This window comes from Ralstonia sp. SA306 (assembly GCF_054792405.1).
Genome location: NZ_CP096453.1, coordinates 108917 through 131970, shown reverse-complemented (window position 1 = coordinate 131970; position 23054 = coordinate 108917). Strand labels below are relative to the sequence as shown.

The following is a 23054-nucleotide window of genomic DNA, read 5'->3' as shown; positions in this document are numbered from 1 at the left end:
GTGGTCGGTGCGTCGCACGGCGTCTTGTCTGAAAACGGCTCCAGCCGGGTGCGAGTGCGTTGCGCAATCGCTGCCCGGGTTGAAGTGGTCAGAAGAGGAGGGGTGAATCGCGCGGCCGTCCGGCGTGGCGCGCTTGGTGCACGGCCAGGCGCCCGGGCTCCGGGGGCCATGCCGTTGCATGGATTGGTGCCGGTGCCGCCATCGGCGGGATGATGGTCGGCACCAGCAGGTGTTCTGCCAGCAGATCGCAATAGCCGCATGCCGCATGGTGGCCGGCCGGCATGTCGTGCCCAGCGGGCAGATCGGTATTGGCGGAGGCTGACAGTTTGGCCTCGCAAAGCGGCGCGGCCTGCTCGAACGCCCGCAGCTCGTGCAACTCCAGCGCCTGGCTCACCATCGGCACAAAAAGCACAAGCACCATCGCCACCAGGCCAAGCCAGGCGGTCAGTTTTTTGCGGGTGCGGGCGACATGCATGGTGGGCCAGTGAGGCTGCCGGGTGGTTCTAGTGCGGACAACGTCAGCATATGCGGATGCGCGGTATTACACCGCAAAAAGAGCATCAGTATCCAGATCTGCGTCAAGACGGCGTTGCCAAGCGGTTTGCCGCACGCGTATCGATGATCCGCCTCAACTTGAAGCGGGCGTTCAGGCGCGCTCTTCGGGATTTTATTTGCGCAGGCAATCGTTGGGGCCGCCTCTGCGGCAAATTGTTGCACCGCTTGAACGACAGTTCCTGGCCGAGGCTGTGTAAAAACAGCCCGATGGTCGCCTTCATTGAGCCAAGCGTTTTGAAGCGAGGTGGCCGTGAAGCGATTCATAGAGGGTGAAGACCGCCAGCAAGTGACGATACTGCCAGCATGCTTGGAGAAACAGAATCCTCCATCATGAAACCACCACCGCCGACAGCCAGGATGCGTCGCATACATGCTCCAGTCTTGATGGCTTCGATAGTGCCAGCCCGATATGCTTAATCAGCGGGGCGATAGCCTATGACGCTTCAAGGCTGGCGCCGGACAGGTCGCGCCACATGTAAATCTTCGACACAAAGCCACTTCCAACGGCGATAGCGTAAGGCTTACAGCCAAATTGGATAAAACCGCTGCGCTCATAGAGTGCTTGGGCAGCACGATTGCCCTCCGAAACTGTCGGCTGAATCACCCGGATGCCAGGTCTTGCCTTCGCATAGCCAAGCGCGCAATTCATCAGCTCGCCACCGAGCCCGAGGTCCCGAAAACTAGCTGAGACGTACATGCCAAACAGCGTTGCCTTGTGACGCGTCTTTTCCCGGCGCTCAAAGGCAAGGCCGACAACGCCAGCCAGTTGGCCCTTGCTTACACAGCCGAAGACGACGTCATTCGCATCTTCACCCTCTGATAGCCATTGCTCCCACCAAGAAAGCGGCAGCGATTCGCGCTCGGTAGCACTCGAAGTGAAGGCGTCCAGATGGAGCGAATAGGCCTCCAACATGAAGCTTCTGTACTCAGGCGCGTTGGCTGGAGATAGGCGAATCGGTTTCATAGGAGATAACGCGTTCATCGGGAGCGAATGCGTCCACGAATCGCTTTGCCGAAGCATACCGGACGGCCGCTCATGACCCGGAAGCAGTCCTGCGGGCTCCCGCCGGCAGCCCGTCTAGCAGCGCGCGCCGAGCATCGGACGAGTCGCAAGTGTTTTGGTTCAGGACGATGGGCTTGCAACTGGAAGCTGGAACACGTGCATCTCCTTCCATCGACCGGACGAATTTTCGATGAGCGTCACGGTATCGCATGTCATTTGAGTTTCCCTCCATGCACCCAACTGCGGTTCCAATTCGGTGGCAGCGGCATGCGCGTGCGCTGCTTCCCCGTGCGCGACGGTCAGATGCGGTACCGTGGTTTTGTGTGCGCCCCCATAGGGACGATAGGCCGGAAAGCGCTCTGTCAGCGCAGTCGTCAAGGCGATGAATGGCTCTGGAGGGTGCGGTACAAGGTAAGCGGTCGTCGGGAACCGTCCGACGCCATTCCATGAGAATTTGAACGACGGTACCGTATTGAGCGTGGCTTGCGCCAAGCAAAGCACGTCCAACGTAATTTCGTCGGGCGGCATGAACGGAAACAACACAGTGATATGCGCAGGAACGCCCAACTTCGAGGTAGCGTCAAACCGGTTCCGTAAATTTTTTACAAGCGGTTCGGCTGTTGGAACAGTGATAACGAAAGCGGATGCAGGCATGAAGTGATTTCCCTTGACCGACCGTTTCGAGGCACCGACCGAATGCTCTCAAGTCCGCCCAGGTGAGCGGATCAAACCGCCAATGCCTATGTACGTGGATTGTGACGTGAAGTCTATCTGAACGACCGTTGCTGGCCAGACACTGCCATCCCCTCTCTGCCGGAACGTGGCACGATCAGCGTTACAGAAAAAACCAACACGCTTGGGGTCGACCTCGTCAAAATCGAACTCGTCGCTCCGCAGGTGCCGATGGAACACCAATAGGCATGTGAGTGTTATCCGTGCTCACCGACAACCGCTGATACAACGTCTTCGCAAAAGCCGGCACGCCCCTTCTAGGGGAAGACAGCCGTACCTTAAATTTATGGAGTCCTTGCATGACCGAGCTAGGGGCGCACGCCGCCAGCGTCAACGTCGAGATCTTCAATGCAACGCAACAGCAACAGGTCATCGACACCATCCTGTACGTGCAAAACGTTGAGTTCAAAGTGGGGCTTTCACTTGAGGACCAACCAGACCTTTTGGACATCGAGACGCACTACGTCGCGACTGGCGGGCAATTCTGGGTCGCCCTGGCGCAGGACGGCCGAGTTGTCGGCACCATTGGCCTGCAGGCAAAACCGAATGGCATCGGCATTCTCAAAAAATTATTCGTGCTGGCGGACTACAGAGGCAAACAAACGCAGTGTGCGGCGAAGTTGTTTAGCGCCGTCATCGAGTTCGCTCGCTCGTCTGGCATCGTTTCCATTGTGCTCGACACGCCGTCGATCGCAACGCGCTCTCATGCTTTTTACAAGGCAAATGGATTTCGGGAGATCCCTCAGACTGAGGTGCCAGTGAAGTACGACTACGTGGACCGCAACTCGCTCTTCTTCCGCCTCGATCTCATGTAACGCTGTGGAACCGGATCTCGGGGAAGGCTTTGTCTACAAGTCAGCCTCGCCGAGTTCACACTTGCCCAGCATGGGATAGCGTCACGTTCCGTGACCCTACGCGGCTAGCTAAGAGCCGCTAACAAAACCGCGGCCCCGCGCAGATTAGCGGCTCTAGTTCGATGCGGATTGGGTCGGAGCGGTATCACTGCCGCGTATGAAAGCAAGAACGGCGTCGCCGACAGACTCGTCCGTCGTATTGAACGAGAACACGGTCGACAGATGGTCATGCCCCGCCAAGCGGACAAACGAGGCGCAGCGGTCCAGCCGGCAACGTGCGTTCTGCAACTGCAGCGCCTGGCGCTCGAAGGGCGGCGGCTCCAGCGCGCTCACCGCCACCAGCATGGGCAGGCGGGTCCGCACAAGACCCTGGAAGCTGGAGCGCTCAGCATAGCGGTGTGGGTCATCACCGAAGTACGCCTTGAGTGGGGCGCTCGGCTCCGCGGTGGTTGGATCGACGATGCCGGCCGACAAGAGGATGACCCCGGCCAGCCCCGTTGCAGACTGCCCCTGAAATTGCTGTTGCCCAACGTACGACGCGACCAACGTGCCACCCGCTGAGTGCCCGAGTAGGTAGACGCGTTGTGGGTCGCCACCCTGCACAGCGATGTTCTCCTGTACCCAGCGCGTGGCCAGACCTACATCTTCGGCGCCGGCCGGCCACGGGTTCTTTGGCGCCAAGCGATAGTTGATGTTGACGCCGACCATACCGTGGTGTGCGGCCCACAGCATCACATTGTCGTAGAAGGGGCTGTCGGCAGTATGCTTGTCCCCCGAGACGAAACCGCCACCATGCACGAAGATCAGCACGGGGCGTGGTGTGGTGGCGGGCGTGTCTGGCGCGAACACGTCGAGCCTTTGCGCGGCATCTTTGCCGTAGCTCACCTCGCGCGTGACGCGCGTGCCCACGTACGACTGATGCTTGAGAGTGGGTGCGTACAACGCGGTCACAGCCGGTAGGTCGACGGCGTGACCGATGGCGTTGAGCTTGCCGCCGATCTCGGGCGGAACTTGGGCCACCGCGTGCAGGGCAACAAGCGAAAGGCTACAGGCGAAGGTGTGGCGGATAGACATTCTGAATTCCGGTGAACTGATTTTGCGCAAAGGGTGCAGTGTCGAGAACCACGCGAGATTCGACGCCTCCACGTGGAGACCATCGGAGACCGATTCCTAGAAGCGCGTGGTCAGATCCACCGCCCAGGCCGGCAACCAGTTCACCACCCAGGTTTCCAGGTGCTGGTCGGCCCGTGTCAACGTCATCACACCAAGCACCATGAGGATGACGCCAAGCACCGGCTTGCCCAGTCTGCCCGCAGACAGCAACCGCCCGCGCAGCTTCGCCAAGGTGGCGTTTGACAGCGTACCGAGCAGCATCAGGGGGGTGCCGGCTCCCAGGCCGAACAAGATCATCAGCAGCGCGATCTTGCCAAGGTGGCGCCCCTCAGCAGCCAACGCGATTGCAGCGCCCAGCGTCGGCCCCGCGCAGGGACTCCAGATGGTGCCCAGTACCAGGCCCACAAAGAACTGCCCGCGCAGCCCGCCCACGTCGAGGCCAGACAACCAGCTCTGTCCAACATTGGCAACACCGGCAGTGGCCATCACAAAGCGCCACTGCAGAGCGGGCAGCAATAACATGCCGCCCGCCGCCACCAGCAGCCATGCCGAAATGCGCCGTAGCACCTCTGCATCCAGCCCAATCGTGACTCCAACCGTGGCAACAAACATTCCCATCGCTGTGAACGACAGCGCCAGGCCCGCAGTCAGCGCGGCTGCGCCCCAGCGATGCGCTGATGCCGCGCCCGCCAACACGATGGGGAGTAGCGGCAGCACGCAAGGCGACAGGGTCGACAAGACGCCGGCCACATAGCCCAGGCCATAGGTTCCCAGTCCGAATTCCATGTCGTTCCTGTCTATCGGTTGCGGGTTGCGGTCATGGCGGCGTTACTGCAGCGGTTTGGCCAACAGCGCGGCAATGGAATCAGGGTTGGTGTCCCCCACAGAGCGGCCGAGCTCGGTCTCGCCCTTGAAGGCGATGAGAGTGCTGCGGGAGGTGACCTTAAGCGCGGCCTGCACGGCTTTGTCCGTGTCGAAATCGACGCGCATCACCGTCAGGCTCTTGAATCGGTCTTCGGATTCCAGCGCGGAAATCACCTGCGCCTGCTTCTTGCACACCGGGCACCAGGTCGCATGCACATGCACCACAACTGGCTTGCCTGCTGCACGCAGATCGTCAAACGACTTCTGGTCAAAGGCCTGCTCGCCCGCATGGGCAAAGACACCAGACAGCAGCAAAACAAACGCAACAAGGCTCCGATTAATCAAGGCCATCGTGTACTCCAGTGGTTGAACTATCGTGATTGGAATGCCGCTGCGGCAGCGCAAGGGGCTTGCATGCCTAGTCGACGGACGCATCGTAGAAGGGCCCGACAACGCCTCACAACTGAAGCTTTTCTGACGAAGAATTCAGGAAGAGGTTGAGGCCTCGCAAGGTAGAATCCGCCGACCAGGCAATGCTCCGGGGGCTCGGCAAAAAACACCATGCGCATCCTTGTCGTTGAAGACGAAAAAAAGCTGGCGCAGGCGATTCAGGAACACCTTGAAAGCGAGCGATACCACGTGCGCGTGGCCAGCACGGGAGAGGAAGGTTTCTTCCTGCTGGGCACCGAGCCGTTTGATCTGGTGGTGCTCGACCTGATGCTGCCAGGGCGTTGCGGTATCGAAATCCTCTCGACGCTGCGCGCACGCGATGCAGCCACACCGGTGATCATCATCACGGCGCGCGACACGGTGGAAGACCGCGTGCACGGCCTGGACAGCGGCGCAGACGACTATCTGGTCAAGCCCTTCGCACTGCCGGAACTGCTCGCGCGGGTACGCGCACTTTTGCGTCGGGGGGCGGCCGAGCCCGCACTCAAGCTCAAGTACGCGGGGCTCGAAATGGACCTTGTGACGCGCGAGGTAGCGCGTGACGGCCGGCTGCTGGACCTGACCGCGAAGGAGTTCGAGATTCTCGAATGTCTGGTGCGCCATCGCGGCAGCACGGTCACGCGCGCCATGATCGTGCGCGACATCTGGCAGGACGTGCCGCGAGCGGCGCCGCTGGACAACGTGATCGACGTGCACATTGCCCGTCTACGCAAAAAAATCGACACCGGATTTGATCACCCCCTCCTGCACACCATCCGAGGCGTGGGTTTCATCCTGCGCCACGCCAGCTGATGCGAGTCGGCGCTGGTAGCGTGCGGCAGCGCCTGACGCTGTGGTACGCGGTCTCGCTCACGCTGATCTGCCTGGTGTTTTCTGGTTGCGTCTTCCTGCTCACGCGTGCGAGCAATATGGTGCTGCTGCGCACACAGGTAGACCGTGACGTCGAGCAAGTCGAGCAAATGCTGCGTGAAGAAGGCGGTCTGCACAGCGCCGGCTTGCGCGATACCGGAATACTCGCGCGCATCGCAGCATCTGGGCAGCTGGCGCAGGCCACGCGTGCCTGGCAGGCAAGCACGTTGAACGCCAGATCCTCAGACCCCAGCAACCCCTACTGTGTCGAGAAAGCCTCCAATGGCCGCCACTACTACCTGCGCACTGCCATGACCCAGCACGCGGGCGTGGCATACCGGGTGACCGTGGCGCAAGACATGGAACAAACCTATGTCATCGAGCGCAAGCTCATTCTGATGACCTGGGTGGGCTTGCCGTTTGCACTGTTGATCAGTCTCGTTGGCGGATACATCCTCGCCGGGCGGGCGATTGCTCCGGTTGGCAAGATGGCGCGCATGGCGGGTGAAATATCGGCTGACAACCTGTCGCAACGTTTGCCCGCCGATGGCCCTGACGACGAGTTCAATCGCTTGGCCACGGCCTTCAACGACACGTTGGAACGTCTGGAGGATGCGTTTGCGCGCTTGCGCCGCTTTACCGCGGATGCTTCGCATGAACTGCGCACGCCGCTGACGGTGATTCGTAGTGTTGGCGAGAACGCGCTGCAGCACCCGCAAGATGCCGCGCGACAGGCCGACGCCATGAGCAGCATCCTGGAAGAAACAGACCGCCTGGTTCGCCTGCTCGACGGGCTGTTGATGCTCACGCGTGCTGAAGCCGGAGCATTGCCGTTGCAGCGCAACTTATGCGATCTCACCGCGTTGACCGCCGGTGTAGCCGATCATCTGCAGGTGCTGGCCGAAGAGAAGCAACAAACGCTCGTGTGCTCAAGCACAAAGCGGGTCGAAGCGATGGTGGATCCGGCGACGCTTCAGCAGGCGCTGTTCAACCTGATCAGCAACGCGATCCGCTACACCCAGCATGGGGGCCGCATTGAGGCGAGTGTTGATGCCATGCCGGACTGCGCGGTGATTGAGATCCGTGACAACGGCCCGGGCATTTCCGTTGAGCATCACCACCGCGTTTTCGAGCGTTTTTATCGTGTCGACGCAGACCGCTCGCGAGAGACCGGCGGTGCAGGCCTTGGGTTGGCCATAGCAAAGTGGGCGGTCGAGCTCAACAACGGCGTCATCGAACTGGAATCAGGGGATGGTCAAGGAAGCTTGTTCCGCGTGCGGCTTGGATGCGCACGGTGCAGCTCGCGCTGAGACTGACCTGTTCGCGGCGCTGTAGCCGCACTGCAGGCTGTCTGTTCATGGCCGAACGTGGCTGTTGAGAATCACAAATTCTGCTAGCCATCGTCACGACACCCGCTAGCGTCGCTGTTAGGCCGGAGGCTCTGCGTGTACATGCCATTTCCGGTTGAAGAGGCGTTCTATGGCCGCCAATCAGACCCGGGAACTTCGTCGCAGTATATCCGGCGAGGGATACTCGCCTCGGTGCTCCTGCATCAGGCGTACGGCGCGCTCGCGCCCCTCGGGTGAGAACTTGTTCGTGTTGTTCATGGCTCCATTCTCTCAAGAGTGGGAGCCTCCTCGAATCCCGGGGCGATTCATCCTCTGCTGTAGCGGTGTCGAACGGGGCGACGCGTAAGCGTGGCCTGATGGCCATCTTGCTTTAGCATTCGAACTTCTGACGCGAGGATCGACGGCATGCCGCAGGAGCCGCTTTACGTTACGAACCGGGTTGTTGTCACCATCCTGCCGAAGGCGCCATTCGTTGCATGGATCAATGCGGCCGATCCTACCCCAGCCAATGCCACCATCACATTCGAGGATGCGCGCGAGGAGCCGTCCGCCTTCCTGATTCCCACGGATGGCACCGATGAACCAGGTAAGCGCTGGATTCAGCGGAACTGGAGGGGGGGTTTTGAGCAGTTGCTGGAGGACTGGTATGTCGACCCAGATCTATGGCCACACAACCGAACGCTCAAGATGTTCCGGGAGTGGTGCGAGGTTTTCATTCACACCATCGTGCTCGACTACGCCGATACGCCGCTCGAGTACGAGGACTGATCCAGATGCCACGGTACCCGCAATCGCCGTTGGCGCCCGCCACGACGTTGATGCGCTCCGCAGACCTGGCGGTTGACGGTGATTTGCCCTTGCCGGACCGAGTTGCTCAAGATGTTGCCCGTTGCATCGAAGTTTGGCGTACCGGTAGTCAGCGTGACGCGAGGCGCCTGGATGAACGAGCAGCGCACACGTGATACCTGCCGGGTTCGCGACGATGACCCATCTGAAGCTCAAGGGAGACCTAGGTGCGGCATGACCATATCGCGGCCGGCGGCCTTGGCCTCATACAGTCGTTGGTCTGCCTGGTGAACCAACTGCTCCTCGGCTGTGCCGACGGTCGCATCTTCACCAAAGGCAGAAACGCCAATGCTCACGGTCAAGTGTCCGCTGGGGGTACCAATGTGAAGTTGGTTGGCTGCTATGACCGCTTGGCGAATCTTCTCCGCCACGCGGACACCTCCGGCAAGGTCCGTGTTGGGTAGTAACACGCAGAACTCCTCCCCACCGTAGCGCCCAATGAAATCCCCTGGCCTACGGACGCTTTCGATAATGCACCGAGCAACGACAGTGAGAGCGTTGTCTCCGGCAATGTGGCCGTAGTGGTCGTTGAAGGCCTTGAAGTTGTCGACATCCACCATCAACACAGCGAGCCCTTGGTTGTTTCGCTTCGCACGCCTCAACTCCACGTCCAGGGCGGCATCCAGCGCCCGACGTGTGCCGAGGCTCGTCAGGCTATCGGTGTCTGCAAGCAGCTGGAGTTGCTGTTCCATCTCACGTCGACGATGGAACTGCTTTGCGAGCGCAATAGTCATCAAGACGAAAAGAACGGCTAGCCCGGCCATGACGCCACCAATGGCCCAGGACCGCTCTTTCCACTCGGCATAGATGTCGCCTGTCGCGAGTCCCACCACGACTATCAACTGATATTTTCCGATGTGCTTGAAGCTGTAAAGGCGCTCCGTACCATCCAGTGCGGCGGTGCCGAGATAGCTACCTCCATCGGCCTGAAGGAGCGGCTTGAAGGACGCAGCGCTCGCAATACTTCGGCCGACTTCTTCGCTGTGATAGGGCCGCCGTATGAGAACCGTTCCGTCCGTTCGCAGCAGCGTAATGGAATCGCGCGGACCCAGAGCGAGACTATCGAATAAGCGACGGAAGTAGTTCAGCCGGAGCGTCCCCACGACAATGCCAGCAAATTGACCTTGTGCGTCATCCAGCCGTTGGCTGAGTCCAATGGACAGGTCTGCGCCGGCGGCGCGGGGTGAGAATGGCTTACTGATGTACACGCCCATGTAGGGCGCAGACTGCTGATGAATTTGGAAATAATCGCGGTCAGCGAGATTGACCTTTCTGGGCGGCACCGACCGGGAGTCGATAACGACGTCACCGGTCACATTGGTCACCAACAACGAACCCATATCCTTTGCGTTGCTCGACCTGTCGAAGAGAATTTGCTGTTGGACTTTGGGTGGTAGCCGGAGTGTGTCAGGGTCCTTCACACCATCGACGACGGCCTCCATCGAGAGTTCGTACATCTCGAGATTGCGTTCGATGTCCTTCTGCAGAATGACAGATAGATTGTCAGCGGCGTCGCGTGCGCGGGCCAGGGCGTCTATTCGCATTTCGTACAGCGCAAACGCTACGACGCCAGCAACGGTTAACGCAGCCGCAACTCCAGCGATGATGAATAGAACCGGACGCGCGAGAAAAGCGCTCGCGAGCTTGGTCAAGGTCATAGGCAACCCCGCGTTTTTCTGCTTTTACTGTCGTGCACCGTATGCTCTGCTCCGGGAATTCGATATCGTGCCCTTTTGTGGATTCTAGCGCTTTACTTCAAACCATCTTGAGCCGAGGCACCGCATCCCGACCATTTTCATCGCCCAATGCTGGGTCACCCCTTATCGGTTGCCTCGCTTGTTACTTGGTTCAAACAGTGTTCCAAACGCTGGGCGGTGAGATGGTGCCAACATTGGAATCCTGTTAAATAAGCCTCCAAGGTTCGGCAATTCCACTATCCTTATCTTCTTGCACCCAACCTAGAGGAAACCATGGCGACATACAAAGAGCTGCTCGCACAAAAGGAAAAATTGGAGCAACAACTCGCCGCTGCGCATGCTGCGGAACTCGAGACGGTCATCGCCCAGACGCGTCAAATCGTCGTCGAGTACGGCCTGACGGCAGAAGACCTTGGGCTTGCAACCAAGGCGAAGAAGCGCAAAGGAGGTACGGTTGCTCCCAAATATCAGGACCCGAAATCTGGGGCGACATGGACAGGTCGTGGGCGCGCACCAGCCTGGATTGCGGGCAAGAATTTCGAGCGGTTTCTAATTAAGAGTCGCTAACAAAACCAAGTCATCGCGCCATGCAGTTTTGGCGTTGTAGGGGACATGGCAGGAAAGAAGATCAGCATTGAATTGTGGAAGGCGCTGCAACCGCTGCTGCCGGTTGTGGAGCCTTCGACCAAAGGCGGTCGTCCACGCGTGGATGATTGGGCGGTGTTGATTTGCACGGAATCCTATTTGTCTTGCACACCGGTATCCCGTGGGAAGACCTACCCAAGCGGTATGACGTGCTGGCGCCGTTTGCGTGACTGGCAGGCTGACGGCGTTTGGGAATGGCTGTATTTGGCTCTACTCAAGCGCCTACGCGAGCACGACCAGATCGACTGGAGCCGAGCCAGCATTGACGGTGCAACGTTGGCCAGCCCCGGGGGGGGGCGAACAGACCGGACCGAACCCAACGGACCGGGACAAACTCGGCAGCAAGCGCCATCTCGTCGTAGACCGGCGCGGCGTCCCGTTGACGCTGATGGTCGCCGGTGCAAATCGTCACGACTCGATCGTGTTCGAGGCGCTCGTTGACGCCATCCCGAGCGTGCCCGGACTCGATGGTCGCCCGCGATGCCGTCACGACAAGCTCCACGCGGACGTCAAATAGGAAAAACAACGGATTCGCCGGCAGAAGGAAAATCTTGCCATTCGATCGATCTCTATTGCGTCGCGCACGATCGCGCTCACACGCTTGTCGTGCCCGACGCTGCCGGGCACGGGACTGAAAGGATACAAAGGCGCTCACTCGCTCACAGCAGTTGCTGCACTTGAGCACCTGCCACGCGGCCTTGTTCCATCAAGTCTGCGACCTCTGCGGTGGTGGTCGCCCCAGATGCCCGCAGACGCAAGACAAGATCGGCATCGAGTTGCTGCTCATGGGCTTTCAGCCAATCCTCCAGCAACTGCACCCGGTGGCTCTCTGTCACCGCATAAGTGATCATCCAAGGACCTTCAGCATCGGTTCCCGCCGGCGCCAGATCGTCGAGTAGCTCTTGGTTGATCTGCCGGTCGTTCTTGTCAGCAGGCCAGTCCGTGGTGACAAGACTCTCCAGGAACGCTGCTTCGATCGCCTGACTCGGCTGCAGTAGATACGTGTCGTAGCTGTAGGCGTAATAGCTGCCCACGGCGCTTCGGTTGCCTGGCACGGACACCGATGTCGACAAGGTGCGAGTGTTCTGGTCGGAAGATGTCCATGTCCCGCTCAGCTTGAGTTGCATGCCGCCTCCGATTTCGCCTTTCTCCCCCAGAAAGTTTGCCTTGACCGAGAGCATCAGTTTCAAGTCTATGGCAAAGCCTCTCGAAAACTGATCTAGCTCTACCCGCTGGAAGATGGCCTGGCCGGTGCTCGTGAGGCCCCATGAGCTGCTGAGTTTTCTCCTCTCGTCGGCCAACACCATGGCTTGGCTTTGAAGGCGCTGCATTCTTGATGCGTCCAGCATATAGCTCACCAGTTCGCCCGGCACCGGGGAGCGTTGCGGGTTGATGACATAGGGGCGTACCCGCAGCGCGGGCGTGTGTGGGATCACCATTCGCATCTGAGGCGCATCCTCAATCGCCTTTCCCGCCGCATCGAGAAACTGGAACTCGTACCCCGTAAACGAGAGTCCCAGAACGACCGCAGTTCCTAGCGGCTGCACCCCTGTATGCCCGTCTTTTTGCTCCTGCTTGAGGCTGTTCTTGAACGCGTCCGTCAGCGTCGTCGTAACGGTGTGTTTCGAGCCCGATGTGTGAGCCACATTAAGGGTGAAAGAGCTGCTGCCCGTAAAGATCCAGCCCACCTCGCCCTTCGCCTCAAAGATTCCGGCTTCGGAAGCACTGATCTCCACCGTGCTCGTATGCGAAGTCTGGTCGGATAGAGTCGTCTCCGCGGAGGCCGACGACTTGTCCATCCCAGCAGCCAGGTTGAGGTTTTCCATCGGCACCGGGGGTGGTCCCTCGATGAGGCCAACGAGCACCTGTTTGGCGCCCTCCACAGTGCCCAGCGTATGCCGCTTTGCTTTGCCCACACGCTGGACGTCCAACTGCAATTGGGTCACCACGGCCGGATCTTCGCCAAGCCCGACCGGCCATAGCGTCCAGCGATGCACGTCGACCTCGGTAACGGCGTTGTCACCGATTCCGGAAACCACCGGTTCGCCGCCAGGAACGTAGACTACCGCGGGGAGCGCTTGCTGCAGCGAGCGTGCTTCCTCCGCACGCAGGATATCGGTCCGCTGCCACCCGTGGTTGAGCGACAAGCGTCGGAGCGCGATATCGTGATCAGTAGGTATCGCCGATGCCGACATCATCTGCATCGCACCGTCAGCACCCCACAGCAAGGTAGGCTCCATGACATACCGGTCCTGGGTTGCATGCGTCTCCCAGGCACTATCACGGAGCTGCCATCCGTGACTGCCGTGGATCAGGTTGGCGTCAAGCTCCGCCCAGCCCGCCGCGTCTTGCGTTAGCTTGCAGGCGATGACCAGCTTGAATCGCAGTTCCCCTGGCTTATCGCTAGTGCATATGCCGTGGACGCGCCCGAAGGCGCCAGAGGGAAGCGCTGGCGGGTGGAGGAAGGTAAGCGGGACACGAGAATCGAATTGTTCCCAGTCCATGTGGATGATCTCGACCCGCGGCACCGGGGAACTGTGTGTCACGAACGCGCACAGCCCCGCGCGGCTGCCTGCCAATTCGACACCGAGCACGCCTTCCGGCGAGAGCGTGCGGATCGTTTTCGGAATGTGGTCGTCCGCAAAACATCCGACCTCGAAACCTGCTGATGTCCGAGCAACATAGCATCGCAAGAGCGCCGGCTTGCCCTTGTCCCCGGGTCGCGTGACCGGGCAGAACGCGATAGGGGTACCTTTGATGTTGACCGTCGCTTGCGGTACAGGCACCGGCGCGATCATGAAGCCCGGTTGCACTCCGCCTTCGATCACTTCGTTCCGGTCACCTAACGCCCACCAGTACACCCGATCCTCGTGGAGCATGGCGGACAGTCTCCTGATGCGGCCAACGAGGTTTTGCAGTACATACATATGTATTCTCCGTTGTCAGGCAATGCCTGAGTGGCTGGGCAGCAATTTCGGACTGACAGGACGAAACTGTCGACGGGCTCACGCGTCGACCACCCGATTGCGTCCGTCGTGTTTCGCTCGATAGAGCCGCTCGTCGGCAACGCGCAGGATGGTGTCGATGTCTTTAGCGTCCTTGCCTAATTCCGAGACGCCAATACTCACCGTGACGGGAATCGCTTGGCCACCACCGCCATCGAACGGCGAGCTGGCCACCGCATTGCGAATGCGTTCGGCGATGGTATGGGCCAGCTCAATGGCGACCTCCGGCAACAACACCATGAATCTTCGCCACCGACGCGCGCCACCCCGTCATAGGGCCGGATGGCGTCCAGGCATGTCTCGGTGAACCGCTGCAGGACGCGGTCCCCCGCTTGATGCCCGTGTGTGTCGTTGATGACATTGAAGTGATCGAGGTCCAGCGCCAACACCGAGAAGGGTGTGCCGTAGCGCTTCGCTCGCGCAATCTCCGCCTCGATGCGGTCGAGTAGTTCGCGACGCCGGTTAGCGGGTCCGTGGCGGCGAGGTGTTCCAGCTCGCGATGGGCCGATTGCAGTTGGCGCAGCGCTTCTTCGGTGCGGGACTTCGCTTCCGCCAGGCGGGCCATCAGTTCTTCCTGGCTGTAGATGGTCGAAAACAAGTGCGTTGTCTGGAACGCCCGGACCGCGCCGTAGCTGAGCAGGAAGAACCCCATTGCGAAGATGGCGTGCGCGAGCCACCACAGGTGGTTCCACGGCTTTGCAATGAGACACGCCAGCGATGACAACGCAAACGAGCTCCCCGAGATCCCGCAGATCGTCATCAGCGGCGAACGGATGCGGTGTGCGATCAGCGCGATGATATTGATGGTGGAGAAGATGAGGGCGCCCCCTTCCATCGAGGCACGGCCCCACACGCTGCTGGCAAACGGCGTGTGTGCCACGATGCCGACGGCAAGGTCGATGGTGATGAAGAGCGCCACCCATGCCGTCCACATTGGGGGATTGTTTCGATAGCTTGGATCGTCCGCGCTTCGGTCGTAGGAGAGTTGCGCGACGAACAGGAGGATGGCCATGGCCAGGCGCGAGGCCGGCTCGTACAGTAGGAACAGCCAGATGTTGTGATGCGCCATGCTGGTGAAGGCGCCGCGCCAGGCGTAGGTCGCAGAGAAGCCGAGGAAGCCGAGCGTCAGCCATCGCAGCAACGGTTCCCCGGACGACTGGTAACAGCGCCAGCACACGTAGGTTACGAATGCCCCTTCCAGCGTCGCGGCCGCAATGGCCACCTCATGGAAGCCGTGATTCTCGAAGAGGAGCTTGGGGTCTTGGAAGTAGTACAGGTACGCGATAAGGGCTGCGGGGATCAGCGCAAATCCGGCGAGCAGCAACTGCGCGTAGAGCGAGGTGACACGCTCGATTCCGAACGAGGGCTGGCGGACAAGGGCGTCAGTGCTCATTCTTGCTCCTTGTGTGCTTGGGCAAGAATCAGTATAGACAGGAGTTTTTGAAGGGCCAGCGCACGGCAGCTTGTTGCAATGGGCGGTGCTGGCCGGCCAAAACCTTGGGTTCGCACCGGCGATTTTTTGTAGGAGCCGTGGAGGCGATAGCGCGATACCCGCAACCACGGCGCGCCTTCGCCCGAGTGAGGTGCTCGATACTAGACATCCGAGCGTTCACTTTCTACCTTTAGGAAGTCGTCTTGCCGTAAGAGCAGGACCGCGGGGGGGAGACCTATCCTTGGGGGATCCTGTTAACTCGATCATTGTGAAGGCCAAGCATGGTGCCGTGGAGGTTCGCACCACGCGCCGATCGGACAATCGTTGGGAGGGCGCGTACCGCGTTCTCGTGGATGGCGGTTCGGCGACCGAGTGGCAATGCGCTGGCGTGCCGGAAGGATTCGTGACCGAAGGGATGGCGCTGAGCGCAGCCATCCTGCTGGGCCGGATGTCGGCCGACGCGGCTGCCGGCCAAACGGCGCACGCCTAACCAATTCGCTTTCCGCGCGTAAGTGCACCCGCGCCGGCACGTCGCCGGCTCCATCGTGACTATGAGGCCCCGATGCGTCTGTTGCTTGCCTTGATTTTGCCGTGGCTGCAGTTCTTCACCATTGGCCGCCCGTTGGCCGGCATCGTGTGCCTGCTGTTGCAGCTCACGCTGATCGGCTGGATTCCAGCGGCGATCTGGTCGGTGTATGCCTTGAGCCAGTACAAGACAGACCAGAAGATCCAGCGCGCGTTGGCCGCACGGCGCTAAAGCTGACCACACCGAACATCGGAGTATCGATGTCCATCCGTACCGTATTGAAGGCCGCGATTCCCCTTGGGGCCGCGATGGTCGGACTCTTGACCGTCGCAGAGCGTCTGTACCTGGTCAACGGCGCGCAGTACCCGCGGTTCCTGGCAAGGGATGTGGGGGCCGGTCGGTTTCGAAGATCTGGATGCACTGCGTGCTGCCTCGTGCCGTGGCGAGCCGGTGGAGGTCTACCCGAAGGCCGGCTATTGGGTCCTGCGTTGCGGTGTGGCGTATTCGAGGGACACACCTTCATCAGCCACGCCGACCCGTTTGCTCAGTCCACTCGACGAGGTGCATAGCTATGACCTCACACCCGAAACTCCGCATGGTGCCGCTTGCGCTGGTCTGCGTCGTCATCGTTGCGATGATTGCCTGGCTGATCTATCTGCAGCGTCAGGACGAGCGTGCTGCGGCCAACCTGCATGCGCTTGAGCAGCATTTGGCGGATCGCGCAAAGTTGATCCATGCGACGCCCAGGGAAGCCGAGTTGCGCGACGTCTGCGAATCCCACTCGTAGTAAGGCCCACCCGCCAGGGTCGCCACAAGTATTGACACTGTACATCCATACAGTAGTATACCTCCAGCGCTAGCCGCACCGGCCGCAGTTGGATTGCGCCGCACGCTCGGCCAGCCCACGGTCGACAAGGAGGCGGCGATGGATCACTGGACGCAGGTTTCGCCCTACGGTTGGGAACACCCGAGCGGGTGGGCTATTGCCCTGCTGTATGTGCTGGGCCAGCCCGGCTACATGCTGTCGCGCGACGCCACCATCCATGGTCCGTTTGAGTCGCTTTGGGATGCCAAGGCCCGCCACGCAATCCTGGCCCCTGCTTTTTCCGCTATCGAGGTCGAGGCTCTGGAGCTGGCCGAAGCCGAGTTGTGCGATTGAACGGCGGGGTGGGTGGGGGTGCGGTACCCCGAAGTTTTCGGGGGCTGAGGTGATGGGCTGCGGCACCCCTCAGCCGCTGCCCGACCGTTGCTGTGTCCGCTAAATTTTCCGTTTCGTCAGGGTGCGGCGTGGTTGTGTAGCGGTGCCTGCCATGAAGAATCCGGAACGGAAGAACTATCCCGCGCTCACCCAAGCGGAAATTCGCGCCCTCTACCAGGAGAGCCCGACGCGCCCCATGCGTCGCCTGGTGTGGGAGATCTACTGTTTGCACACCGTCATCAAGACTGCCGGCGCGGTTGTGCGCGCGCCCCGGATGCAGGATCAACTGATCCCCGGCGGGTTCGACTATGTGCTGGGCGAGCTGGCGGAAGTGTTGCGCGACGAGCGCTACGTGCACGAGAACCTGCCGTCGCTGCATCACATCAAGGAGAAGCGGCGGCATCGCAACAGCACGAAGAAGCGTAATAAAAAAGTCTACCGCTAGTGCTCTATGATGGCGGGCATCGCATGATCGCGAGCTGCGCATGTGCAATAACTACGAGCCGTCGGAGCTGGACCGAATCAACGAACTATTTCGTACGGCCGCAGAGCACTTTGACTACCGTGCCGAGTCGTACCCCGACTACGCGGCGCCGATCGTGCGCATCAACGAGCATGGTGTGCGCGACTGCGTCGTCGCCAACTTCGGTTTTGTGCCCAAACGCAGGCTGCCGCCAGGTGTCAGCATTGACACGACCAATGCGCGGTCCGAGACCGTCGGCGAAAAACCGACCTTTGCGAAGTACTGGAAGGCTGGCCAACTCTGCTTGGCCCCAGCTCGCGCGATATTCGAGGCCAACTACGAGGCCGATCCGAAGAAGAGCACGCGCTACAAGATCTGGCTAAAGGACGCCCCCCGACTTTGCCATCGCAGGGCTGTGGCGCGCTTGGGAGGCGCGTGCTGATGGCCTCCCGCCTGGTTACATCTTTACGATGCTCACAGTCAATGCCGACGCACACCCGCTGATGCGGCGCATGCATGCGCCGAACAAGGAGGAGCGGAGCATCGTCATCGTCCCGCGAGATCGCTGGGATGACTGGCTGGAGTGTCGTGCCCCCGAAGTTGCCCGCACCTTCCTGAGCCTCTATCCGGCCGAGCTGATGGACACTGCGCCGGCGCCGCGGCCGCCTCGGGCTGCAAAGGCGCCATCGAGTGACCTCCTGATCTAACGCTTGTACAACGTCGTCACTTCGCGGTGGTGGTGTGGAAGCCCTTTGGTGTCAGGTCGATCATCAGGTCGCTGAAGATCTCGATCACCTTCTCATCGACCTGCACGTGCACGATCGGGAAAACGACCTGGCCATCCTGGATCGCCTCGCGGTCAGCTGCCGCCGGATCGCAACTGCCGGACGCATCGAACAGGGTGACAGTCAGGTAAGGGGCCTTCAGCCCTTTGGGCGCCGCCGTGGCACGCAAGTACAGCTGGACGTTCGCCACGAAGTGCCCGGGCGGCAGGATGCCGTTGGCCTGCAGGTGGGCCGCCAGCGTATCCGCCGTGCGATTGTTCTGCGCGAATGCGACGCCGCTCCAATCGTCGTCGGAAGTGCTCATCGTGGTCTCCGGCCTTTGCAGCGCTTGTGGCCACGAACGCGTGACTGCCGATACGAGGCAGGGGCATCCAGCGCGGCCGTTCTCTGTTGCACCGTTTTGTTCCATCTTACGCCTGCGTGTGCGGCTTCTGCAGGCGCTGGAGAGGGCATTGCGACCGACTCTCGAAAGGCGAACCGTAGTCCATCAAGCAGTGGATGGCCTGATGGACAACCCGATGGACAGGCTGCGCCTGCCCACAGGTTGCTCACAAGGCTACCTTCCGCAAAATCAGTTGCGCAGCAGCACGCACGCCATTTCGCCGGTAGTCGCCCTCGTCGTTGTTCAGTTGCGCTCAGCGATCGAATTCATATGTAACCCTGAAGCGAGGGTTGGCAGGACGATGTGGCTTCGTTTTGCGCTCGGATACAACTTTTTCCATACTGTCTCGTAATGCGACCACAACTAGACAGATTCCGGGATGCCAACGCCGCCAGCCGTAGAAGGACATCAAATCCGCCGTGCGCTGAATGCCGTCGCACTGACTACCTGCAGGTATCGAAAGGGGATGTCGACTGACATCCAATCTGCGTCCTGAGGAGCGAGAAGCCATGGATAACGCGTTCAAAGGGCACGATAGGAATGTGTTTTGAAACGTTTTCTGGGCGCTCTTGGGTCGAATATTCTTTGGGCACGTTGATGCCGGCCACGAACAGTTATTTAAATAAATCAGCGCTTCCTTAGCGCTACGGCTTCATATTGAAAGGAGCAGACACATGTCGGTCCAGGTTGCTACGGAAACCAGGTTCATGGAGCATTTCTCAGTTGGAACCGGTGTCAACCCGGGGTGGGAAATTTTGTCCGCAACCAACCGAAATGGGGATGTTGAAGTATTTACTATTGGTAGGGATGGGCTGGTCCATAACTACTTTCCAGATCCAACAAGTAATACCGGGTACTCGACCACTTCGCTCGGTTCGGCCCAGGCCATCGGCGTAATCACGAACAGCGACGGAAACATCACGGTATTTCTGTCCTTCAATCTCGAACTTCACATGGTGGTGCAACAACCCGGCGCGGCTCAGCGCTGGTCCAGTCCTCAACCGCTCAACTACCCGCGACCGCCCGACGGAGGGAGTATTTCTGAAATCTATCCGACACTCGTCGAGTCAGCGATATACATCGCGCTACGGATTCCGATGGACGGCGGTGTCTCTAGGCTGGTGATTGGATGCCTAGATGGCAATGCGGAGCCGACTTTTAACTTGGCGCGCGATAAATATCCCGTAACGAATTACGTGTGGTTTGGTGCAACGCGTAAGACACTGCGATTGGCACTCGTCCATACCTCGATTACTACGCTGACACCGGATACCCTGACCGAAGTACAGCTTCCATTCAAATCAAACTTTACTGTGCAGTCGGCAGTTGCGGTCGCCGATGACCTCTATTCGGTCCTCGATGATGGAAATGTGTATCGATTGGATCTTATCAATGATGTATATAGTTGGACCCCATTAACCGAGGAACAGAGCCTTTATCGAATTTATGGAGTCGTGACGAATGCGAGCACCACCCATCTGTTGCTGATCTCAGCGAACGCCGACCTCTGGCACATGGCCAAAGATCCGAGTCTACAGTCCGAGTTTTCTGCACCGCTTCCAATCGGGGCGAACGCGTACACGTTAAGCGTTTCGCTAAATGGCGACGGGCAAATCGATATGTTTGCCGGCATGCCGGGCTCGGTGACTCGTATCTTCTTTCAGCAGGAGAGCGGCGATTGGCAAATTACACCGCTGAACGTACCTCTTGAATCCGGTGTCGAGACCTACAGCTCTTACGGCTCTGACGTAAGCTTCCAGGACGAACTCGGTACGCCACTGGCGCTGACCGGTGTCACGATTTGGACCGCAGAGCCTACTGTCCTTCAGATCGGCGGAGCTGTCTACTCGGTTGGCCCCGATCGAAAGGCGCGAGTCACAACGAACGCCCTCGGTGTATTGAACGTGCAGCAGCCAACGACCGGTCTATCCGTACCACCGCTTCTGATGCACCTGCCAGATCGGATGGCGCCCGACGAAGTCGTCACGAATGCACAGGACGCCATCGTGCAGCAGTCTTTGGCGGTGCTCACGGGCCAGGAATTGCTGAATGCGACCACAGCTGGCGGCGCCAAGGTGCTTCAAAGCCAATATCGCACCGAGAAGTCGGCCGATGCCATAGCCCAGGCCGTCACCGTATCGATGCAACTCGTTTCGCATGTGGCAGCTTGCGCGCCGGCAGCCTCAGTGACCATCCCACGAGCACGCCCCGGGCTAGGAACAGCGTTGTCGACTGACTTGCCGGCACTGCGCAAGCTGACCTGGACATCGGCTGACGCTGTTCCATCCTGGCGATTCCATGTAGGGGATGACGGCCAGGCATCATTTGAGCTGCTGACCGCAGAACAGGCTGCCACCGAAATGACAGCTTTACGGCGAACGATTCACGGCGACGACGGATTCTGGGACTTCATCGGTGATCTCGGTGACCTGATCGCTGGTGCCGCACAAGGGTTGCTCGACATCGTCCAAACTGTGGTCAACACGGTGTCCGACGGAGTGCATGTTGCGATCAGTTTCGTCGTCGATGGGGTACAGCACCTTTTTGAAACCGTTGTTAAAACCGTCGAGCAGGCTTTCGATCTGGTCGAATCCGTCTTCAGCCAGGTCAAGGTATCGTTCAACACTCTGTTCCAGTGGCTTGGCTACATTCTCGATCGAGGGGATATCTCACGCACGGCGCGCGCAGTGGGGTATCTGGCCAACCAGTTCCTCGATTTCATGGGAGGCGCGGCCGCCGGCTTGCAGAGGAAGTGCGATGACACACTTCAGGCGCTGGTAGGGCAGATGGAAACAGCGCTGGACACTGCGATCCAGGTAATCGGTCCGAATTCAACCCCCGGCGGCTATGCACGCTCCCACCAACCTGACACGCCTCAAGTATCGTTGGCGCAGTCGAACAATGTCCTGCTGAACCACTTCATCGATCGAGCCAGCTCGCGCCAGGGCGGCAGCCTGGTTCTTTCGGCAGGTCCGGGGAGCCTGTTGGGATGGGACGACATCGTTGCGCAGCTCACGCAAATTGCCACCGACATCAAGGACGATCCTGGTTTTGCCGGGGTCGACCAATTCTTCAGCGCTATGGGGCAATCGGCGGACAATCTCTTCCGTTCGGTCCTCGCAACCCTGCTGACGGCGGTAAAAGCGCTCGCCAAGGCAATACTGTCGGGCGTCCAGGCGGCAATTGATCTAGTGTTCAAGAAGCTCCGGGATCTCCTCATCTGGGCAAAAGAACTACTGAATGCCGAATGGAACATTCCGGTGTTGTCGGCAATATTCTCTCACCTGTTTCCCGGGTTGCCGCTGACGATACTCAACCTCGTCGCGGCGATCGTGGCCATTCCCACAACGGCGCTTTACAAGATCCTTCAGAAGGGTGCGCCCTTTCCGGATGACGGCGCCGTAGCCAATTTCGAGCAGAGCGTCAGCGCGGCGAACATGCTCGCGGCCAGTGGCCTGGGTTCGGAGACCGATAAGGTTGCCGACGGCGCAACGTCAGAGGCGCAGTTGCTGCCGCTTTCGGGTGGCTTGCAGGAGTTCTTGGGTACCGTAGCGATCCCTCTGACGATCGTCAGCGGCGCACTCTGCGCCATCGTAGATATAGTCCCGAAAGTCGATGGATTGGATGAGTTCGAGACGCCCTTCACGTTCTTCGCCGTCCTTGCGGATTCGATTGCGGCAGCCGCCCTCATTCCGTGGTTTTTCGACGGCGTGACGCATTGGGACGTGGTGCCATGGGTTTTATGGGCTATCGGCCTTATTATTGATTGGATATTTATCGGCTTGGAATGGAAATCAGACAAAGTGAGATTGCCGGAATTCGTTGAACCGATAACGCAGAGTATCTATGGAATCCTCCAATTCATAGTGACAGCAATTCATAGCAGAAAGGCGGAGGAATTTTTGTCCGCCGCCCCGCGGATGTACCAAGTCCTCCGAACCGAACTGGTAGCCGAGGGCACAGAGGGCGTATCGCTGTTTGTGTTGGCCGGGATCGATTCCGTGTGCGCGGGTGCTGTTAGCGGAATTCTCTTTTGGGAAACCTGGTTGGATGAGTAAGGCGGAGGACGCGATGCATTCGGTGTCGAACGGCTTTCTCTGTTCGGAGTCGAGCGTGGTGCGCCCGCTTGCCGAATGCGTACGATGTAGGTAACCCGGCGAAATTCAATGCGGCGCGGGATTTCGAGTGCGCGCTGGCGAGTACGCACTGTCGCGACCCTTCGATCGTGTTCCCAGCGCTCGGTACAGCACGAGCGCGAGGGAGAAGATGCTCAATCACATCCAACATTTGCGGCGCGTCACTTCCG

General features: G+C 59.7%; 23 protein-coding genes and 2 pseudogenes. 15 read left to right on the top strand and 10 right to left on the bottom strand.

Annotation, left to right across the window (positions count from 1 at the left end; all coding sequences use genetic code 11):
* Positions 1 to 88 precede the first annotated feature (88 nt).
* The 3 genes from M1D44_RS25930 to M1D44_RS25920 form a co-directional block, all read right to left on the bottom strand.
* Entirely contained in the window at positions 89 to 475 is a 387-nt protein-coding gene (locus tag M1D44_RS25930; RefSeq protein WP_439004832.1) for a DUF2946 domain-containing protein, read from the bottom strand.
* Between the two features lie 513 nt (positions 476 to 988).
* Positions 989 to 1519: a GNAT family N-acetyltransferase gene (locus M1D44_RS25925; RefSeq protein WP_439004831.1), complete on the bottom strand. Its 531-nt coding sequence runs from the start codon at positions 1517 to 1519 to the stop codon at positions 989 to 991.
* A gap of 159 nt (positions 1520 to 1678) precedes the next feature.
* The gene (locus M1D44_RS25920) at positions 1679 to 2212 is read right to left on the bottom strand and encodes a 2'-5' RNA ligase family protein (protein WP_439004830.1); all 534 of its coding nucleotides are present in this window, start codon (positions 2210 to 2212) and stop codon (positions 1679 to 1681) included.
* Between the two features lie 377 nt (positions 2213 to 2589).
* Between M1D44_RS25920 and M1D44_RS25915 the strand changes: the two genes are divergently transcribed.
* Positions 2590 to 3105 carry a GNAT family N-acetyltransferase gene (locus tag M1D44_RS25915; protein WP_439004829.1) on the top strand — a complete coding sequence of 172 codons (516 nt, stop codon included), beginning with the start codon at positions 2590 to 2592 and terminating at the stop codon, positions 3103 to 3105.
* Positions 3106 to 3258: 153 nt separating this feature from the next.
* On the opposite strand, the gene M1D44_RS25910 is transcribed toward M1D44_RS25915, so the two are convergent.
* From M1D44_RS25910 to M1D44_RS25900, 3 genes are all read right to left on the bottom strand, one after another.
* Entirely contained in the window at positions 3259 to 4218 is a 960-nt protein-coding gene (locus M1D44_RS25910) for an alpha/beta hydrolase (protein ID WP_439004828.1), read from the bottom strand.
* Between the two features lie 96 nt (positions 4219 to 4314).
* A complete protein-coding gene (locus M1D44_RS25905; RefSeq protein ID WP_045204960.1) occupies positions 4315 to 5043 on the bottom strand; it encodes a cytochrome c biogenesis CcdA family protein in 729 nt (242 codons plus the stop codon).
* Positions 5044 to 5085: 42 nt separating this feature from the next.
* The gene (locus M1D44_RS25900; RefSeq protein ID WP_439004827.1) at positions 5086 to 5526 is read right to left on the bottom strand and encodes a thioredoxin family protein; all 441 of its coding nucleotides are present in this window, start codon (positions 5524 to 5526) and stop codon (positions 5086 to 5088) included.
* Positions 5527 to 5682: 156 nt separating this feature from the next.
* Between M1D44_RS25900 and M1D44_RS25895 the strand changes: the two genes are divergently transcribed.
* The 3 genes from M1D44_RS25895 (at position 5683) to M1D44_RS25885 (ending at position 8537) form a co-directional block, all read left to right on the top strand.
* A complete protein-coding gene (locus M1D44_RS25895; RefSeq protein ID WP_439004826.1) occupies positions 5683 to 6363 on the top strand; it encodes a response regulator transcription factor in 681 nt (226 codons plus the stop codon).
* The gene (locus tag M1D44_RS25890; RefSeq protein WP_439004825.1) at positions 6363 to 7730 is read left to right on the top strand and encodes a sensor histidine kinase; all 1368 of its coding nucleotides are present in this window, start codon (positions 6363 to 6365) and stop codon (positions 7728 to 7730) included. Before M1D44_RS25895 ends, M1D44_RS25890 begins: the two co-directional genes overlap by 1 nt.
* Positions 7731 to 8174: 444 nt before the next feature.
* Complete coding sequence (locus tag M1D44_RS25885; protein WP_439004824.1) at positions 8175 to 8537, top strand: hypothetical protein; 363 nt, start codon at positions 8175 to 8177, stop codon at positions 8535 to 8537.
* A 230-nt stretch (positions 8538 to 8767) separates the two neighbouring features.
* Here M1D44_RS25885 and M1D44_RS25880 read toward each other — a convergent pair whose 3' ends face one another.
* The gene (locus M1D44_RS25880; RefSeq protein ID WP_439004823.1) at positions 8768 to 10273 is read right to left on the bottom strand and encodes a sensor domain-containing diguanylate cyclase; all 1506 of its coding nucleotides are present in this window, start codon (positions 10271 to 10273) and stop codon (positions 8768 to 8770) included.
* A gap of 312 nt (positions 10274 to 10585) precedes the next feature.
* On the opposite strand from M1D44_RS25880, the gene M1D44_RS25875 reads away from it, so the two are divergent.
* The 3 genes and pseudogenes from M1D44_RS25875 to M1D44_RS25865 all read left to right on the top strand — a co-directional run bounded on the left by M1D44_RS25875 (position 10586) and on the right by M1D44_RS25865 (position 11474).
* The gene (locus tag M1D44_RS25875; protein ID WP_439004822.1) at positions 10586 to 10879 is read left to right on the top strand and encodes an H-NS histone family protein; all 294 of its coding nucleotides are present in this window, start codon (positions 10586 to 10588) and stop codon (positions 10877 to 10879) included.
* A 45-nt stretch (positions 10880 to 10924) separates the two neighbouring features.
* Positions 10925 to 11092, top strand: a pseudogene (locus tag M1D44_RS25870) (hypothetical protein); the annotation flags it as partial.
* A gap of 31 nt (positions 11093 to 11123) precedes the next feature.
* Positions 11124 to 11474 (top strand): transposase, encoded by a 351-nt coding sequence (locus M1D44_RS25865; protein ID WP_439004821.1) that lies wholly within the window; start codon positions 11124 to 11126, stop codon positions 11472 to 11474.
* 142 nt (positions 11475 to 11616) lie between these two features.
* Here M1D44_RS25865 and M1D44_RS25860 read toward each other — a convergent pair whose 3' ends face one another.
* Together M1D44_RS25860 and M1D44_RS25855 are read right to left on the bottom strand one after the other, a co-directional pair.
* On the bottom strand, positions 11617 to 13884 hold the full coding sequence (locus M1D44_RS25860) for a hypothetical protein (RefSeq protein WP_439004820.1): 2268 nt from the start codon (positions 13882 to 13884) through the stop codon (positions 11617 to 11619).
* A 78-nt stretch (positions 13885 to 13962) separates the two neighbouring features.
* Positions 13963 to 15355, bottom strand: a pseudogene (locus tag M1D44_RS25855) (GGDEF domain-containing protein).
* A gap of 280 nt (positions 15356 to 15635) precedes the next feature.
* Between M1D44_RS25855 and M1D44_RS25850 the strand changes: the two are divergent.
* The 7 genes from M1D44_RS25850 to M1D44_RS25820 all read left to right on the top strand — a co-directional run bounded on the left by M1D44_RS25850 (position 15636) and on the right by M1D44_RS25820 (position 18288).
* The gene (locus M1D44_RS25850) at positions 15636 to 15884 is read left to right on the top strand and encodes a hypothetical protein (RefSeq protein WP_439004819.1); all 249 of its coding nucleotides are present in this window, start codon (positions 15636 to 15638) and stop codon (positions 15882 to 15884) included.
* Positions 15885 to 15956: 72 nt separating this feature from the next.
* Entirely contained in the window at positions 15957 to 16151 is a 195-nt protein-coding gene (locus M1D44_RS25845) for a YqaE/Pmp3 family membrane protein (protein ID WP_413705607.1), read from the top strand.
* Positions 16152 to 16491: 340 nt separating this feature from the next.
* A complete protein-coding gene (locus M1D44_RS25840) occupies positions 16492 to 16707 on the top strand; it encodes a hypothetical protein (protein ID WP_439004818.1) in 216 nt (71 codons plus the stop codon).
* 93 nt (positions 16708 to 16800) lie between these two features.
* Positions 16801 to 17079 (top strand): hypothetical protein, encoded by a 279-nt coding sequence (locus M1D44_RS25835; RefSeq protein WP_439004817.1) that lies wholly within the window; start codon positions 16801 to 16803, stop codon positions 17077 to 17079.
* Between the two features lie 151 nt (positions 17080 to 17230).
* A complete protein-coding gene (locus M1D44_RS25830) occupies positions 17231 to 17563 on the top strand; it encodes a hypothetical protein (RefSeq protein ID WP_439004816.1) in 333 nt (110 codons plus the stop codon).
* Between the two features lie 40 nt (positions 17564 to 17603).
* A complete protein-coding gene (locus M1D44_RS25825; RefSeq protein WP_439004815.1) occupies positions 17604 to 18023 on the top strand; it encodes an SOS response-associated peptidase family protein in 420 nt (139 codons plus the stop codon).
* Positions 17986 to 18288, top strand: a complete 303-nt coding sequence (locus M1D44_RS25820) for an SOS response-associated peptidase family protein (protein ID WP_439004846.1) — start codon at positions 17986 to 17988, stop codon at positions 18286 to 18288. Before M1D44_RS25825 ends, M1D44_RS25820 begins: the two co-directional genes overlap by 38 nt.
* A gap of 16 nt (positions 18289 to 18304) precedes the next feature.
* Here the strand turns inward: M1D44_RS25820 and M1D44_RS25815 are convergent, their stop codons facing one another.
* Entirely contained in the window at positions 18305 to 18670 is a 366-nt protein-coding gene (locus M1D44_RS25815) for a hypothetical protein (RefSeq protein WP_439004814.1), read from the bottom strand.
* A 752-nt stretch (positions 18671 to 19422) separates the two neighbouring features.
* On the opposite strand from M1D44_RS25815, the gene M1D44_RS25810 reads away from it, so the two are divergent.
* The gene (locus M1D44_RS25810) at positions 19423 to 22806 is read left to right on the top strand and encodes a hypothetical protein (RefSeq protein WP_439004813.1); all 3384 of its coding nucleotides are present in this window, start codon (positions 19423 to 19425) and stop codon (positions 22804 to 22806) included.
* Positions 22807 to 23054: the final 248 nt, after the last annotated feature.